Annotated in this window: 15 protein-coding genes and 1 pseudogene; 8 read left to right on the forward strand and 8 right to left on the reverse strand. The window is 37.2% G+C overall.

Going from position 1 to position 15,861, the window contains the following annotated elements; translation table 11 throughout:
* The first annotated feature begins 41 nt into the window (after positions 1-41).
* From AC6CH7_RS12605 to AC6CH7_RS12630, 6 genes are read left to right on the forward strand one after another with little or no spacing between them, the layout of a single operon-like run.
* Positions 42-1,019 carry a GntR family transcriptional regulator gene (locus AC6CH7_RS12605; RefSeq protein WP_498263058.1) on the forward strand — a complete coding sequence of 326 codons (978 nt, stop codon included), beginning with the start codon at positions 42-44 and terminating at the stop codon, positions 1,017-1,019.
* Positions 1,020-1,078: 59 nt separating this feature from the next.
* Complete coding sequence (locus AC6CH7_RS12610; protein ID WP_498263059.1) at positions 1,079-1,432, forward strand: DUF6152 family protein; 354 nt, start codon at positions 1,079-1,081, stop codon at positions 1,430-1,432.
* 2 nt (positions 1,433-1,434) lie between these two features.
* Positions 1,435-1,920 (forward strand): DUF6644 family protein, encoded by a 486-nt coding sequence (locus AC6CH7_RS12615; protein ID WP_498263060.1) that lies wholly within the window; start codon positions 1,435-1,437, stop codon positions 1,918-1,920.
* Between the two features lie 30 nt (positions 1,921-1,950).
* Positions 1,951-2,631, forward strand: coding sequence for a hypothetical protein (locus tag AC6CH7_RS12620; protein ID WP_498263061.1), 681 nt, complete (start codon positions 1,951-1,953; stop codon positions 2,629-2,631).
* 36 nt (positions 2,632-2,667) lie between these two features.
* Positions 2,668-3,642 carry a GlxA family transcriptional regulator gene (locus AC6CH7_RS12625; protein WP_498263062.1) on the forward strand — a complete coding sequence of 325 codons (975 nt, stop codon included), beginning with the start codon at positions 2,668-2,670 and terminating at the stop codon, positions 3,640-3,642.
* A 33-nt stretch (positions 3,643-3,675) separates the two neighbouring features.
* Positions 3,676-4,203, forward strand: coding sequence for a hypothetical protein (locus AC6CH7_RS12630; RefSeq protein WP_498263063.1), 528 nt, complete (start codon positions 3,676-3,678; stop codon positions 4,201-4,203).
* Here the strand turns inward: AC6CH7_RS12630 and AC6CH7_RS12635 are convergent.
* From AC6CH7_RS12635 to AC6CH7_RS12655, 5 genes and pseudogenes are all read right to left on the reverse strand, one after another.
* Positions 4,200-5,261: pseudogene (locus AC6CH7_RS12635) on the reverse strand (glycoside hydrolase family 5 protein). The gene AC6CH7_RS12630 and the pseudogene AC6CH7_RS12635 overlap by 4 nt on opposite strands.
* Before the next feature lie 69 nt (positions 5,262-5,330).
* Positions 5,331-6,086 (reverse strand): hypothetical protein, encoded by a 756-nt coding sequence (locus tag AC6CH7_RS12640; RefSeq protein ID WP_498263064.1) that lies wholly within the window; start codon positions 6,084-6,086, stop codon positions 5,331-5,333.
* A 106-nt stretch (positions 6,087-6,192) separates the two neighbouring features.
* Positions 6,193-6,534, reverse strand: a complete 342-nt coding sequence (locus tag AC6CH7_RS12645) for a hypothetical protein (protein WP_498263065.1) — start codon at positions 6,532-6,534, stop codon at positions 6,193-6,195.
* A 50-nt stretch (positions 6,535-6,584) separates the two neighbouring features.
* Positions 6,585-9,005, reverse strand: coding sequence for a DUF5916 domain-containing protein (locus AC6CH7_RS12650; protein ID WP_498263066.1), 2,421 nt, complete (start codon positions 9,003-9,005; stop codon positions 6,585-6,587).
* 58 nt (positions 9,006-9,063) lie between these two features.
* Positions 9,064-9,777, reverse strand: a complete 714-nt coding sequence (locus AC6CH7_RS12655) for a hypothetical protein (RefSeq protein ID WP_498263067.1) — start codon at positions 9,775-9,777, stop codon at positions 9,064-9,066.
* Positions 9,778-9,912: 135 nt separating this feature from the next.
* Here AC6CH7_RS12655 and AC6CH7_RS12660 point away from each other — a divergent pair, with 135 nt between their 5' ends.
* The gene (locus AC6CH7_RS12660; RefSeq protein ID WP_498263068.1) at positions 9,913-10,674 is read left to right on the forward strand and encodes an alpha/beta hydrolase; all 762 of its coding nucleotides are present in this window, start codon (positions 9,913-9,915) and stop codon (positions 10,672-10,674) included.
* A gap of 253 nt (positions 10,675-10,927) precedes the next feature.
* On the forward strand, positions 10,928-11,701 hold the full coding sequence (locus AC6CH7_RS12665; protein ID WP_498263069.1) for a MerR family transcriptional regulator: 774 nt from the start codon (positions 10,928-10,930) through the stop codon (positions 11,699-11,701).
* 7 nt (positions 11,702-11,708) lie between these two features.
* On the opposite strand, the gene AC6CH7_RS12670 is transcribed toward AC6CH7_RS12665, so the two are convergent.
* From AC6CH7_RS12670 to AC6CH7_RS12680, 3 genes are read right to left on the reverse strand one after another with little or no spacing between them, the layout of a single operon-like run.
* On the reverse strand, positions 11,709-12,737 hold the full coding sequence (locus AC6CH7_RS12670; protein WP_498263070.1) for a glycoside hydrolase family 18 protein: 1,029 nt from the start codon (positions 12,735-12,737) through the stop codon (positions 11,709-11,711).
* A gap of 46 nt (positions 12,738-12,783) precedes the next feature.
* Positions 12,784-13,509 carry a tetratricopeptide repeat protein gene (locus tag AC6CH7_RS12675; RefSeq protein WP_498263071.1) on the reverse strand — a complete coding sequence of 242 codons (726 nt, stop codon included), beginning with the start codon at positions 13,507-13,509 and terminating at the stop codon, positions 12,784-12,786.
* The gene (locus tag AC6CH7_RS12680) at positions 13,506-15,791 is read right to left on the reverse strand and encodes a hypothetical protein (protein ID WP_498263072.1); all 2,286 of its coding nucleotides are present in this window, start codon (positions 15,789-15,791) and stop codon (positions 13,506-13,508) included. Before AC6CH7_RS12680 ends, AC6CH7_RS12675 begins: the two co-directional genes overlap by 4 nt.
* Between the last annotated feature and the right edge of the window lie 70 nt (positions 15,792-15,861).

Consider the following 15,861-nt stretch of genomic DNA (forward strand, 5'->3'; position numbering starts at 1 on the left):
TTGACTGGTGAGTAACTATATTTGCCAGCAATACATCAAGCGTGAAAGAAAATAAATCAAAATATAAACTTGTAGTAAGCCATGTCATTGACAGAATAAGCACAGAGGAATACAAGAATGGAGACAGAATACCCTCTATTAATGATTTCAGAACTGAGTACGGCCTATCGCGCGATACGGTGTTTGCGGGCTTACGCGAACTGATGTCAAAAGGCATTATTGCATCGAACCATGGGGTTGGTTATTTTGTAAAGAGCACCAAGATTCAGACAGGACACCATATATTCCTGCTTTTCAATGAATTCAATGAATTTAAAGAAGACCTGTTCAACTCTTTTATGGAATCGGCCGGGAACAGCGCAACAGTTGATCTGTATTTTCATAATTACAACAGAAAGGTTTTTGAGACACTGGTAAATGATGCCAACAACAAGTATACAGATTACATCATCATGTCGGGAAAGTTTCAGGGTATTGAACCGCTGCTGGAATCTTTATCGGGTAGGGTGTTTTTACTGGATCATTTCCATGCTGATTTACAAGGAAAATATTCATCGGTGGCACAGAATTTTGAGACAGATACCTATGAGGCTTTGGAATCAGCCGTAGAATTGATTCGCAAATACAAGCACATTTATATGGTTCAAAAGGAAGAAAAGGAGCCTTTGGAGCGTTATGATGGTCTTAAAGTGTTTTGCAGTAAGTATGGGTTCGGTCACGACTATCTTTCTGTGATAACCAAAAGAACAATAGAAAAAGGTGATTTATTTATTGTGGTGAATGACAGAGACCTGGTGGATCTGCTAAAGCAGGCTGCTGCTCAACAGCTAACCGTAGGTACTGATTTTGGCATCATATCTTACAATGACACGCCCCTTAAAGAACTTCTTTCCGGCGGGATCACGACACTTTCTACTGACTTTAAGCTGATGGGAAAGACAATGGCAAAGCTGATCAAAACAAAAGGAATTACCACAGTTGAAAATCCGTGGAAGCTGGAAGTTAGAAATTCCCTGTAAGATCTATTTGATCAAAGGATTTTTTTTAGTATATTCAACTATCATTAAATCTGCGGGTTATGAATTATTTAAAAAGCATTTCGCTGGCAATTTTTTGTTTGCTCTGCGTTTCCTTCACAGCATTCCACCATGGTTGGGCTGATTATGATCAAAAAAAGGTATTGGATTTTAAAACCACAATTGAGGAATCAGTATATGAAAATCCGCATGCCTTGGCTAAAGTGAAATACAAAAAACAATTGTGGACAGTTTATTTAGCTCCTACCAGCCGCATGACCGATCGTGGGCTAACCGCTGATATGATAAAAAAAGGAACAGAAGTAAGGTTAGTTGCTTACCCTCATAAAACTAAAAAAGCAGAAATGCGGGCTGAAAGGATATTTGTAGACAGTGTAAAATACGAACTGCGATAGCTGTGCCTTCGTTTATATCTGATTTGCTCAGCTGGCTAGAAAATACAGCCTTAGCGGCCACTATTCGTCAATCCCTATGGTTGTACCCGGCTTTAGAAATTGTACACATCACTGGAATTGTAATTTTAGTGGGTGCTGCATTTATGTTCGACCTGCGGTTGCTGGGTTTTTCAAAAAGTCTTCCCATAATCGGCTTATCCCGCCATTTGCTTCCCTGGTCTAAAAGAGCATTGCTGTTGGTTATCCCTTCTGGAATATTATTATTCATGACCAATTCAAACACCCTGGGCATAGACCCAACCTTCTGGCTAAAAATGGCTCTGCTGGTAATTGCAGCCCTTAATGTATTGGTATTTCACAAGCTCTTATTCAAACCTAATTTTGGCAGTCAAACCCAGAAACTTCCGTTTTCAACAAAAATATCAGCTCTTGTTTCGATAACAGTGTGGGTGGCGATTATTGCCTGCGGTCGTTTGCTGGCGTATTAACAGCTAAATCTAATTAATTTACATTAACTCATGAAGCTTCCCTTTCTCGTATCGCTTTGTATGTTCTCCACGTCTACTTTTGCTCAGAAGCAAGATACAACCTTTCTAAAACCCAGAAATCAAGAGGGACACGCTATATATATTGATCCTTCTTCGGACTCAAAGTATTATGAAAAAATAGCAGATCTAAGCTATGCCATGAGCAACAAAGATTACAAAGAAAGTATGGAAAGGCTAAACATTCATAAAAAGCCTTTTAAGCAGATTGACTTAACCGGAATCCCGCGTAATTGGTGCGCACTTAAATTATACAAAGGTAAATATTATGTGTATGCTCCATCCGAGTGGAGCTATACGAGAGTGTCACTTAATGATAGTACTGTAATCCAACAAGGTATGGAAAGAGGTATTTCTTTTTTGGATGCCGTCAACAAAACAGGCAAAAACTCTTATAAGTTTTTTAAAATAGAAGATTATACCAGTCAAAGAAAATCTTTCACTATTCACTTAGTTGATCTAGAGCGCGGCATTGCAGTATTTGAGAATCTTTTTAGCAATCCCTCCGGCAAACTCTTTCCCTTTACATTGATGGTCGATATAAACAAAATAAAAGAATTTCCTATTGTGGTAAACTATTCGCCGCAGCATAGAGAGCTTGAGTTTGTTTTCGACAAGCCTGATTTTAAAGAATTATTAAAGCATTTAAATTAAGATCTGAATCTGGTATCTTTAATAAAAACTTTTACCATGAAGCTAGTGACTATAGTTGTCCCTGAAGGAGACATTAACCTGAGTAGCATAACCGGTTCATTTGAAATACTAACGCGTGCAAATGACATTTGGCAAAAAATGGGTAATAAGCCCATGATGGAAGTAAGGATAGCCAGTTTTGTGCCAGAGTTAAAGGTAGATGCCGGTTTCTTTTCTATCAAACCTATAAATATTAATGATATAGAAAAAACCGATCTGCTGATCATCCCCTCTGTTTCTTATGATATTGATCTGCTAGAAAACAATGATTCTCTAATTGCGTGGATAAAACAGCAGTATATGGGCGGTACGGAAGTCGCCTCGATGTGTTCCGGAGCATTTTTGCTCGCAGCCACAGGCTTACTGGATGGCAAGAGTTGCTGCACGCATTGGAATTTGGCACCTGATTTTAGACGGTTGTTTCCAAATATTAATCTTCAAATAGATAAGCTGATTACCGCTGATCGAGGAATATATACCAACGGTGGCGGATATTCATTTTTGAACTTGATACTTTTTCTGGTTGGTGAGTATTTTAACAGAGAGGTAGCTATTATCTGCTCAAAGATTTTTCAAATTGACATTGAAAGATCATCACAGTCGCCTTTTCACATTTTCAGAACCCAAAAAAACCATGGCGATGAACTGATTAGTAAAGCACAAAGTTATATAGAAGAAAATTTAAGTGAGAAAATTTCCTTTGAGGAACTTGCATCAAAGCTTGCCATCAGCCGAAGAAATTTTGACAGACGATTCATTAAAGCTGTAGGTAATACTCCTGTGGAATATTTGCAGCGGGTAAAAGTGGAGGTTGCGAAAAGCACACTGGAAAAAGGAAAAAAGACGGTTTATGAGGTTATGAATGAAGTTGGTTATTCAGATGACAAGGCATTTAGAGGAGTTTTCAAAAAAATAACTGGCTTATCTCCATTGGATTATAAAGCCAGGTATATTAAGGAATCTGTTTTATAATCGTGTACATTTAGTGCAAAATAAAATCAACCGATGTATACGTATAAGATCACATATGACGATTTGCTTAAGTTAATGACTTATGATTATACTACTAATCCAAAAAAGGCACGAAGCTTAATCCCCTATGTACCTTTCATCTTTCTTATAATTTTCGGTGTATTAGCTTATTATGAAAAAGCATTAACACTTCTCGGGTTTTTGATTTTTGTTGGTGTAACGTATTTTATAAGGGTCTTTGTTTTACAGAAATCTTATTACAAACGAATTTTCTCAAAAAGTATAACTAATAACTACGCACGAAGAATTAATAATACTGTACAATTTGAGATCAAAGATGATCACTTGCATTTCGAGGACAAAGCCGGAGACTCCAACTTCATGTTCGCTGCAATAGTATTAATCACTGAACTTCAAACACATTTTCTTATCAGATTTAACAATGAGCATGTTGTATTTATTCCAAAAATCAGTAAGAAATTGGAACAGGATATCAAAGACATGATAGCAGGTCATAAGTTACCTTACAAGGCTCATCTGGACTGGAAATATCAGCCTTAATACTGCTGAAGCAGTTTAAGCATTTTACGATCTAGTTTATGGCCATTATAATCTTCATATTCTACATCCTGCCGCTCGCTGTCAAGAATACCAAAACTACCACGCAAATTCCATAGCGACCAGCCCCAACCGTTTTCCTTCCAAATTTCCAGGTTGTCTTTCATCCATGCAAGCGAAACATCATGAGGTGTATGTTGGTATGCCCCCCATTCACCAACATGCACTCCTACGCCCTGATCCATTAGTTTTTTCCAGGGATCAAATATTTCCAGTTTTAACCGATCTTTATCCCACTTGTCGTTGCCCTCTGGATTTAAAGGCCAGGTTGGAACAGCCCAATCAGCTTTAACCCAGGATGCTTTATAATGACTTACCTGCATAGGTCCGTATCCCCTGGTACTTTGTCCAACACTTAAGTCGGCTGCCCCAAATACGGGTTTAGTTCCATAATGGAGTCCATCGATAACAATTAGTCTATCAGGATCTTCTTGCCGTATGCCATTAACAATTCGTGTAACTACCCTCACATAATCCGGCTCATCAACATTTGAGGGTTCATTGATCAGATCGAAGCTCAATTTCTTACTATTGATTCCTTTGTATCGTTTAGCCAGGGTTTGCCAATGGAAGGCCGCAGCTTCTAAAGCCTTTTCATCTTTCCATAAATTAAGTGGTTCTGCCGGCGGATTAACACATTAACCCGGGACGCGATGCAGGTTAAGGTTAACATGAATCTTGTATTTAATTCCATATGCAATTGCCTTGTCTATTTCTTTCAAAACATTTTCGTCCATTTGCAGCCAATTATCAGGTTTTGACCAGCAGTGATAGGACATAGGTAAACGGGCAAAGTTAAAGCCCCATTTGGCCATCATTTGAAAATCTTCTTTCTTAAAAGGCTGGTTATGGTCTGCGTTAAATTTCTCTAACAGGTTAAAGCCACGCCAGAGTGGTAACTTGTTTGTTATGATTAAAGGGTTGGATTTAACAAATGCAGGTGTAAAAAGGCTTGCAGCTGTTAAACCCACCCCCAGTTGAAGGAACTTTCTTCTTTCCATTTAGTTTTGAGATAGTTGAGGTTCGGTTTATTTCCTTAAATATACCAACATTCATGGATAAGTAGAAGACTATCTATTATAAACATCCACAGCGCTTTCAAGATGCCTGGATCCAGATGTCTGTACAACAAACCCTCCTACTCCAAGACCGGTAGCAAGCCCCCAGAACAGTAAAGTACCTGTAACACTGGGACTTTTGGTGTTCATACTGCTCTGACCAAATCCAGTATGTGATCGTCTTTGCATATCGTTACCCTTTACCAAAAAAGAAACAATACCAGCCACAAATGATGCTCCGGCAGCAGCATATAATATTTTGCTGGTATTCATACTTCTTCTGTAGCCGGCCAACATATCTATACTTTCCGCATTATCAGCCATGTCGTTTTTCAGATTTTGATAATTTACTTTTTTCAAATTGTTGAATCCTTTGTTGTAATACATTCTAAGGTTAACAACAGGCTCAGGCCTGCCTCCATATCTGTATGCTCTATCGTATAGAAATTCATCATAAGGTATTTCTTGAAAAATGTTGATTTTTCCCTCTGCAATACGCTCGGCAAATTCAGCAGTTCGTCCGAAAGTGATTCTCCTGGTATTGGCGAAGAAACCATTTTCGTTACTAAAGAATTTCACTTTTTCGGGCGAAATTCTTCGGGAATCGGCCCGTAGCTGCCAAAATCCAGAAAAATCGGGCCGAAACATGATCCTTTTGGCATAGATTACGGAGTCGGAATTGAGGTAAAGAAAGTTTTGGGATTCGTGCACCTGGGCACGGGCTGTGATGGCATAGCTAGCCAGTACAACCATGAGAAGCTTTTTCATAGTGGTTACATTTGTGTGTATCTAATAATACACAAATAATAGCCCAAAACTTCCTTTGTAAACAACAAAATACATTTGATCTCCAGGTCAATTCTATTCGGGATTTTTAAAAGGTTGACACCTTTTCATTTCTTTCGTGACGCAAATTCCCTAAAACAAAAATGCAATGAAAGCCAAAAGCACGAAAGCCTTCATTTTTCACGAACACCTTCATTCTTGGTTTAATAGCCAAAAACAAAGAAGTACAATACAATTCGAAATTATTCAGTATAAATTTCTTTTGGTAATCCTGAGAGAGCCCATTAAAATCAAAATTCAGGGCTGAACCATCCAATACAATCAGGCTATCAAAACGAACCAAGGCCTTAGTTAAGTGTATGTTCTCTGCAACCCAGCCGGACATTAACCGGTTAAAGGAAAAAATTTGTTCTTCAGATAGGTTCACCATAGGATCAAAATTAGCAAAACAATAACCTCTAGCTAGCTTTTGACACCAATTTATTTCCCTTTCTTTCGAAGATTTAAATAATCAATGTAATATAAAACCTTTACAGACAAACTTGTATTTTGCGGCGCAGAGAGAATATCCTCAAGATTTCTGTTATAGCGTTTAGTATAAAAATCATCATTGGTTTCGGCAGCTTGCTTATATGATAAGGTCAGTTCACTGCCGGGTGCGAACTGCCAAACATAGATTAAATCGACATTAAAAACATTGTAATTCCTATCCATGGCAGTAAGTGGAGCACCCTGATAAGCAGCCAGCGTCCCCTTACTCTTTAACAGATAAAATTCCTTATTTCTCCTGTCACTCCAATAGTGCCTCAGTACAACAGACACTCCCATCTTATTGCTGAAAGAATATTTTGCATCAAATGAATTTTCTACTGTGTTCCGGTTATATCGGGAAAAAATTGCCTGATCGCCTTGCGCTTTTATCCAGCTGACATAATTGTAGTTTGGATTAAAATTCAAATCAAGGCCAAAAGCGATCCTGTCATTTAATCTCAAGTTCTGGAAAAAATAGAAATTGTACTCCCTTCCATTGAAAAGCTCTTTTTTGAAATACTTTACATTTCCTCCAAAGTTATAGGCCTTTGCATTATTTGGATTTATGTAAACAGATGCCCCAAACCTGGCAGGTGTTCTGTATAATTGACCGTTTCGGGCTTCATAAAAATCGTTTCCCTCTGGCCCATAGTCTAAATCCACTTCAACCGACCAGATGCTTTTAAATTGTACCCAAGCTCCCGTAACAATACCAAAACGCTGATAATCGCCAGGATTAACACGCCGTGAATATTCAAAATTTAACCAGCTTTCTAATTGATTGTACCATGAGGTTGGCTTATAGTTGTTATATCCAAACCTTACAAACTGGTCCAAAAAATTATTATTGGTAAAAAAACCCATATCGGATTTATCAAACTTATCATCAGCATATACCTGATTATAACTCCATCTAAAATTTCCGCTTTGCTTACCACCTTTAAATTCGTAATTAAAACCTGTTCTGCTGGTGGTCCCTTTTAGATAGCTCATTTTACCTGCCCCATTGAAGAAGTAAACATTCTTTTTATCATTGAGGTTAAACAATAAAGCACTAACATTAGCATCGTAGGCAGAGCCTTGCCTTAAAACATTGGTATTGATAAAAGTTGCCGAACTGTTGTTTTTTAAAGACTGATCCAGTACCAGAATGTTATAATTGGTTAGTGGTTGAGTTTCAATTTCTCTTATGTTCCCTTGCTGGTCTTCAACCTCGGTTTGCATAGCTTTAGTTATAGCATTAAAAACACCTATACCAAGACCCTTTGCTGTTCTACCAGAAACCTTTGTGGCATTTAGCACTTTGGCTTCACTTTGATCTTTAATGATCGTTTGGGAGCTGGTTATATCAGCGCGATTATAGTATTTTGGAATAGAGCCAATGCGCTTTGAATAAAACAGATCACCCTTATTAAACAGTTCAGTTCCTTCTGTAAAAAATTGTCGGTTTTCATTAAACTTAACTTCAAATGGTGTTAGGTTCAGAATTCGGTTATCGGACTGCACCTGACCAAAATCCGGTACTAACGTCATATCTAAGGTAAAGCTGTTGTTAATGCCATACTTAACATCCATACCGCCATTGAAACGGGCGGTTGTATTTTTTATACCTGGAATATTAGCAGGATAATGGTTTACATACGCAGACAAGTAAGGTGAAAATGATAAACGTAGTGGTGGTTTTATGTCCTTAACTCCCATCCAAAGACCCTCCTGGTTGATAAAACCGTTTACATTGGGATTAACATAATTCCAAAAGGTTTGAACGTTTGTGCGCTGGATTCGGCGACTGAAGTTTAATCCCCAGTTTTGAATGTCTTTGGCAGAAAAACGCAAGGCAGAATAAGGAATTTTCATCTCGGCAGTCCAGCCTTTGTCGTCGATTTTAACTGCACTTTCCCAAACGGCATTCCAGTTCTCATCTTCATCTCCAATTTGCGAGTATTTGGCATCAAACTGAACTCCCGCAGCGGTAACAAAAAAACCGTTGCCATTCATCTTGTCGTAAAAAGGATCGAAAATTATGGAGATAAAATCGGCATTGCCAATATTATCTCTGGAAACCAGTTCATGAGAAACACTATCAGGATGATCGTACATCCGCGCATAAACATAGACTGCAGCATCATCATACAATACCTTCATTTCTGTACGCTTCTCCTTTCCTTCTACTCTGCCTGGTACAGGTCTGATTTCAAAAAAATCAGTAGCGATAGGAACATCTATCCAACAGTGATCATCGAGAATACCATCTATTTTTGGGATTTCGGTAGTTCTTACGGCCTGCAATTTCTTTTGCACTGAAGGATCTTGAGCCTGAGACGACAGGGTATATAAAAGTAAGAAAAACAGAAATATGGAATGTTTCATTTAAAGCGGTTAATGCCTATAAGACACTACCATATTACAAATGTTGCATGGCGTTACATTAATATTCAGGCAAAATCTTGCCGTCCTTAAATGTGATGGATATTGAATGAAAATAACCCAAATCCTTTTTCTTCCATTTAGGAGCGGCTTTTAATAGCCTTTCAACCTCTGCGCGAGCGCTTTTATCTAATTGTTCGCTGATTGCGATGTTGGTGAACCGTCCATCCGCGGTTAATTTAAATGACGCGATTAAACGACCATTGGTTGAAACCGGGACATTACAATTTTTAATAAGATATTTGTAAAGAGATCTCATTTCTTCATGATCCAAAGGAGGTATAATCATGCCAAGCGTGAAAGAATTGCTATCGCAACTTGGTTCTGTAGTTTTTGGAAGTGTTTTATCTTGAACAGCTTCCTGTGCATTTGTTTTTTGGGCTGTAGTACCGAAGCCAAGAAATACCATAGCAGTAATTGTCCATTTTTTCCAATATGAATTATTTACGGGCGTAGATTTAGACATTTGGTCCTTTGTAAATCGACCGCAAACACTGTTATTGTTTTCATGCAGGATCTGCATGAAATAAGCTACGTTTTTATCAGTTAGATCGTAGACTTTCTTTTCGCAAGTATCGCAAAAACGTCCTTCTCCATTCGGTTTCATTGTATCCCAATTCTGGTGACAAGTAAAACTTAACCTCGCATCTTTGATTCTATTGTTCATAATGGTATGCTCTTTAAAAATCAGATGCATAATGAATATAGTTTCCATACTTTTAATGCATAATCTGTTTTTTAATTCGCTAAGATTAGAAGTCACTTAATTAAAAATAAGTATTGCTATATTTAAACCGATACAGCGTACAGAGCACGTTCTATACTTTAACAATAAACCAATACCCATATTATGATCTTATTCTTAAAAAATCCAGTCCTAATAATTGCTTGTTTTTTATGTGTATTAATAACAAGTAATACCACTGCTCAAGAAAAACCTGTATATGTAATCGTTCACGGAGCATGGGGAGGTAGCTGGGCTTTTAAAAATGTTGATGAAATAATGTCCAATCACGGCAACATTGTTTACAGGCCAAGTTTAACCGGTCAGGGTGAACGTGTCCACTTGAGTTCTCCTGACATTGATCTGAATACCCACATCAAGGATGTGGTTAATCTCATTCTTTATGAAAACATACACAATGTTATTTTAGTTGGTCACAGTTATGGGGGTATGGTAATTACCGGAGTTGCAGATAGTATTCCGGACCGAATTAAAAAGCTGGTTTTTCTCGATGCAATTTTGCCCGATGATGGAGAAAGTTTAGCTACTTCCAAAAAAAATGGCACTAGCGATATTGGGTTGGCATCAACAAATGGTTTTATGGTTCCCCAATGGGTTAAGCCAAATCAGGCACTTCCAAAAGATGTACCCCAGTCTGTCAAAACCTTTACTCAACCTGTTTCAAGAAAAAACCCTATGGCTTTAAAATTGCCTGCGACATACATATTAACTGTGGAAGAAGGTACAAAACCTGAAAAAGACGGCTTTTATGCATATGGTGAACGGGCCAAAGAAAGAGGTTATAAATACCTGATATTTAAAGCAGATCACAACCCACAGTTTAACAAATCCACAGAACTTGCCGGTCTTCTGGAAAAAGAGAAGTAATAGGCAACTATGGTGTGCAGGAATCTTCATGATCCCTCAGCATTCTAATCCAGGTATCTTTTCATAAAACCTACTTGCTTCGGCCACTTACTGTGTATCGATATTTGCTGCAATCCGGTTGAATTCATATGTTGTTTTTCTTATTACTAAACAGGTAAATCCAATATGGTGCAAAAAAAGTGAAAATAGTTCTTGACTCTTACCTTGGGTCATAGCCTACATTTGTAATATTATTTTAAATAGCATCAGTAATATGAGCACAACATACACTGTAAATCAACTTGCTAGCCTGACAGGTGTCAGTATAAAAACACTTCATCTTTATGATAAACTGGGGCTATTAAAACCAGCCATCAGAACAGATTCAAGGTACCGACTATACCAGGAAAAAGAACTATTGAGATTGCAACAGATATTGTTTTACAAAGAACTGGATTTCCCGTTAAAGGAGATCATCCACATTTTGGACGATCCGGATTTTAACCTGATCAGGGCATTGGAAGGCCACAAGAAGTTATTGCAATTAAAGAAAACAAGGATTCACAAGCTATTAAAAACTGTTGACAATACTATTTACTCACTAAAAAACAACATCATGTTAAACACGGACGAACTTTATGATGGCCTGTCTGCTGAGGAGGCAATGGAATACAGGACACAAGCAATTAAAGCATATGGAAACGAGGCAGTAGCCAAAGCTGAAGATCATCTTAAAACTTTAAGCAAAGATGAAATGAAGGGACTGGTTAATAGGCAAAAAGAGCTGGCAAAGGAACTTTCTCTGCTTAAAGATCAGAATCATACTGCTCCAAATGTGCAGCAATTAATTCATGAGCATTATTTAAATACGCGCAAGCTGTGGGGGACATACAATGCCACCGATAAGCAAGCAGAAGCATATAAGGGGCTTGGTAAATTGTATTTAACTGACGAAAGATTTACCGCTGTTAACGAAAAAACTGACGCTGAATTTACTGCTTTTATATGCAAAGCTATGGTGCACTACGCTGATCATGAATTGAACTGATTGTTTACTATTTGCTATAAACGCCGGAGTACACCGCTTTTCGCAACTCCCCGTCTTCTGTATCTGCGGTGTAGTCCCAATACATCGCACCAAGCATTCCCTTTTTAAGCAAATAAGTGCATTTTATAGCGATGGACTGCGGCGTTTCATAGGTTAATACAAATTCTCCTGCATCATTTACTAAATAAGGAGCTTTAGCCACATCATCCCATTTTTTTGTATAGCCATTTAGTTTTACGATGTCTTTATAGTCGATATACCAGGCAATATCCCCTTTACCATGCCCATAAAACGGAATTCCAAGAACCAACTTATTGGCAGGTATGCCTGCATTTAAATGTGCAGTCACTCCTTCATCCACACTGATATCTTTGGTATATTCTGAATGGTAGAGGCCCGCATGATGATTTGGAGGGGTCCCCATGTCATACGTCATCACATTCACGAAATCTACAATTGGTGCAATCGCCTTAAAATCGATATATTTTGCATTTGATACAGACGCCAATGTCAGTAATTTTTTCTGACCAATTTTATTTCTGATCTGAGACATCAGTAAAGTATAGTTTTTGGTATCATCTGGGGAGGAAGATATCCCAGCTTCGGAACTTGTCGGATATTCCCAGTCTATATCTATTCCATCTAAGTTAAAAGTGTTTACTACTCGTTGGCAATCATCAACAAATTTACTTCTGTTTTCCTCAGATGCAGCCATTTCACTAAATCTACCACTTTTCCATCCACCAATAGACAGCAATACTTTAAGCTTTGGGTATTTAGATTTTAATTCAACAATATCTTTCAAACGATCTTCATTCTCGATAGTAACGCCATCAAATGTTTTATTTACATGGCCAAAAGCATAATTGATATGTGTGACAAGTTTAGGATCGGGTAAAGCCTTCCCCCAAGACGTAACATAAGCTACAATTACCTTGTTCTTGGCATTCTTATTGGGGGTTTCTTTTTGCTGTGCCTGAGCTGTACTTAACATAGCAGTAAGCAAAACACCCATAATGGAGTAAATAAATTTCATGGTTAAATTGGTTTAGGTGTCTAAATTTAGAAAAAATGACCAGATATTACGGACATTGCTTTTGAATTGCTTCAGTAAATTCTTTGGTGATTGGCCTTCCCCCGAGTGCCTTACATTCATTATAATACCTAAGTGCATTCTTACAATCCTGCTTCATAAAATAGACTACTGATAACTTAAATAAAGTATTTTGATTTTTAGCATCTATCTTATACGACTGATTTAATAAATCAATAGCGGCAGACAGATCCTTTTGATCCTTACTTACAGGAAATTTGGCGTAATAGATTGTGGCCTTATCGGTAAGTAAGTTTGAGCTACTCGGATTCAAAACAAGTCCCTCATTCAATTGTTCCATCGCCTTTTGATGATCTCCTAGTGTAAAATAAACAGCAGAAAATCCCCAGAATACATTTTCATTTTTAGGTTCCAGTAACCATGCCTGATTAAACCTGTACATTGCTGTTTTGGTATCCCCTTTATAAAGATAATCAAAGCCTAATTTTATGATTACCTCTGATGCTTTATGGTGGTTGCCCTGTTGCTTCAGGTAATCATCTATAAGCTGTTGATCTGCTTCTTTTTGAGACTCCGTTTTAATAGCATTCCCAAACTTGGGATTTAACCTGATATTAGTTTGCGCTTCTTTTTTCCAGTCCTCATAACTGTCAATTTTATCCGGAAATTCTGAATCAGCATTTGCAGGCTGCTGTGCGTAATTACATGAAGTAATTGATATTGAAATTAGTGCTATTAATAGAAATTGTTTCATTTAATTTTATTTAATTCTGCTATCAGTTCTTTTGATTGTGATTGCCAATCTTCCTTTTTAGGTTCATAGTTTGTAAAGCTGTTATAACTTTCAAACTTTAGTTCATCAACTTGATTATCAAAGGGACCAACAACCCCAACATACTCTTTTTTAACTCCTTCTTCTGTATAAGAAAAATCAAGAACATAATAAGTTCCACTGGTTTCTTTTGTGGATCCTATAAGTTGGATAGATTCCGGATAGTCGTAATCCTCAGCAACATAATTGTATAATAGCAATTTGGCGAATTCTTCATGTTTCTTATACTTCGGAGGTACAGCTTTAAGATTACCCACTTCATTAAAAGCTTTCATAATATCATAACGAGAATAAAGACTATCCAGTTGCGAATTAAGTTTTTCTTTATCTAACACCAAACCAGTCTTAATCCGCGCAATCATACAAAGACGATGAACATATGAAATTGAGTCCACTGAGAGTAATTTATTTGTGAACTCGTCGGTTAATTTGGGCAAATCTAAAGCAGGCAGGATATTTAAATAGCTATACAATTTTGAAGGAATTTCTTTTTGATTGTCTGTACCATACTCCTTCAAAAACAAATCCAAATCTTCCAAAGCTTTAGCACTTATTGGTTGCTTATGACCTTGAATTAAGGTTGTATATCTGGTTTTATCTTCAGCATAGGTCATGTTCGAAAGAACACTAAGAACATCATCTCTATACACGTTAACATCAAGCAAACCAACTAATTTATCTATATGTTCAGCACTGTAAGATAAAGAATCTCTTAAAGGAGAAAACACCGGCCAATAATTTTCAAGCTGGAGTGGCTTATTAGTTAATAGAGAATTAAAATACCAATCGTAACTATTCTTATCTATGTCGGTGATATATGACAGTACACTAGCTCTAATCAAATCGGCATTGCTTTTATCGCCAAACACTCCTTTTAGATTAGCAACAGTATATTCGTCGTTAGTAGAAATTAAGCTTCTGATTAACAAAGCTCTGATTCCGTTTCGCGCAGTATCATTAGTGTATTTATTTTTTAATGCCGAGTAAATAAGCGGTAACTCATTTTTTTCGAATTCGTAGGTTGTTAAGGCATTGTAAGCTGCGTTAGAAACTAAGGTATCTTTGCTCTTCAGATCTCCCACAATTAATGCGGCTTTAGACGCTTTGAGATCAAACAACTTACCTCCCGGTTTAATTTTAACTGAGTTGAAAAAATCATTCACCTCGCTACTTGAAATCTCTTCATTAACTGCATTTGCAGTCTGAAAATAAAATTGATCATTGTTAATCCAGATTCTATTTCTTTTCTCTGTTCCGGCAATTTTATTTACACTATAATATTCCTTGCCCTTAATATTGCCAATTTGGAAGTCTGTAAATTTATAAACACTATCTCCTCTTGATTTTACGCTGGCCAGAACTTTAGTATATATACTATCCAACTCTTTGATTCTTGCATATTTGGACAACTCCCCCGCTTCTATTGCATACACGCCTCCAGAATTCTTATTGGTGGCATAATAAATACTATCTTCTTTTAAAAATGAGTTGTCTTCATCCTTAACATCAATTGATTTAAACGGTTTTTCTGGCATTATCAAATCAATATTCCCTACGGAGAAGTTGACTCCTTTGTTGAGAGCGTACTTTTCAAAATGGAATGAATCGAAAAATTGATCCTCGACTGCTGCCTGAACACTATTTACATTCTGTTTCATTAACAGATAAATGCGATTACCCCTTGCATAAACCTGAATTTGCATATAGGTTTCGGCTATAGATAAATCTACTTTTCGGCCTTCATAACCATCCTTGAAAACCACACTTGGCTCTTTGATAATTTTGCCTTTACTTTCTAACTCTTTTATCACAGAATTTAAAGCCAACGATTTATCTGCAAGGTATAGACCAGCAGGATAATCATTGTACCTTACCAGATAACTGACAAGGTTTACACTATCAACAGCTACATAAAGATTAATTAAATATGGTGGATAGCCAGGGTGGGTATTATTTGCAATTTCTTTCTTTACCTCTTGTGGTTGCAAGGGCATTTTCACAGTAAATGCGCCATCAATATGTTTGAAATCTATCCAGGTGTCTGTTTGATCCGATCCAGTCTTGTTTAAACTTGTTATCCCGTTCAAAACCTTCATTTTTGAAGGTCCTGTTTCCTGAGCATAGCCAGAATGAACAAATAAAAAAACAAACAATACAGGCATCCCGAACCTGAGAAATGAATCACTTGAATGTGGAAAATTCATATGAAAAAATTAAGGCGTTAAAATCAACGGAAAGATAATATTTTTTGAAGATGGATTAAGCAATACATTT

It is taken from the genome of Pedobacter sp. GQ55 (assembly GCF_059758925.1).

Bases quoted from the DNA above. Each gene is read 5' to 3' on its own strand.
- AC6CH7_RS12610 (WP_498263059.1), top strand. From the start codon at position 1,079: ATGAATTATTTAAAAAGCATTTCGCTGGCAATTTTTTGTTTGCTCTGC.
- AC6CH7_RS12620 (WP_498263061.1), top strand. From the start codon at position 1,951: ATGAAGCTTCCCTTTCTCGTATCGCTTTGTATGTTCTCCACGTCTACT.
- AC6CH7_RS12625 (WP_498263062.1), top strand. From the start codon at position 2,668: ATGAAGCTAGTGACTATAGTTGTCCCTGAAGGAGACATTAACCTGAGT.
- AC6CH7_RS12630 (WP_498263063.1), top strand. From the start codon at position 3,676: ATGTATACGTATAAGATCACATATGACGATTTGCTTAAGTTAATGACT.
- AC6CH7_RS12640 (WP_498263064.1), bottom strand. From the start codon at position 6,086: ATGAAAAAGCTTCTCATGGTTGTACTGGCTAGCTATGCCATCACAGCC.
- AC6CH7_RS12645 (WP_498263065.1), bottom strand. From the start codon at position 6,534: ATGGTGAACCTATCTGAAGAACAAATTTTTTCCTTTAACCGGTTAATG.
- AC6CH7_RS12650 (WP_498263066.1), bottom strand. From the start codon at position 9,005: ATGAAACATTCCATATTTCTGTTTTTCTTACTTTTATATACCCTGTCG.
- AC6CH7_RS12655 (WP_498263067.1), bottom strand. From the start codon at position 9,777: ATGGAAACTATATTCATTATGCATCTGATTTTTAAAGAGCATACCATT.
- AC6CH7_RS12660 (WP_498263068.1), top strand. From the start codon at position 9,913: ATGATCTTATTCTTAAAAAATCCAGTCCTAATAATTGCTTGTTTTTTA.
- AC6CH7_RS12665 (WP_498263069.1), top strand. From the start codon at position 10,928: ATGAGCACAACATACACTGTAAATCAACTTGCTAGCCTGACAGGTGTC.
- AC6CH7_RS12670 (WP_498263070.1), bottom strand. From the start codon at position 12,737: ATGAAATTTATTTACTCCATTATGGGTGTTTTGCTTACTGCTATGTTA.
- AC6CH7_RS12675 (WP_498263071.1), bottom strand. From the start codon at position 13,509: ATGAAACAATTTCTATTAATAGCACTAATTTCAATATCAATTACTTCA.
- AC6CH7_RS12680 (WP_498263072.1), bottom strand. From the start codon at position 15,791: ATGAATTTTCCACATTCAAGTGATTCATTTCTCAGGTTCGGGATGCCT.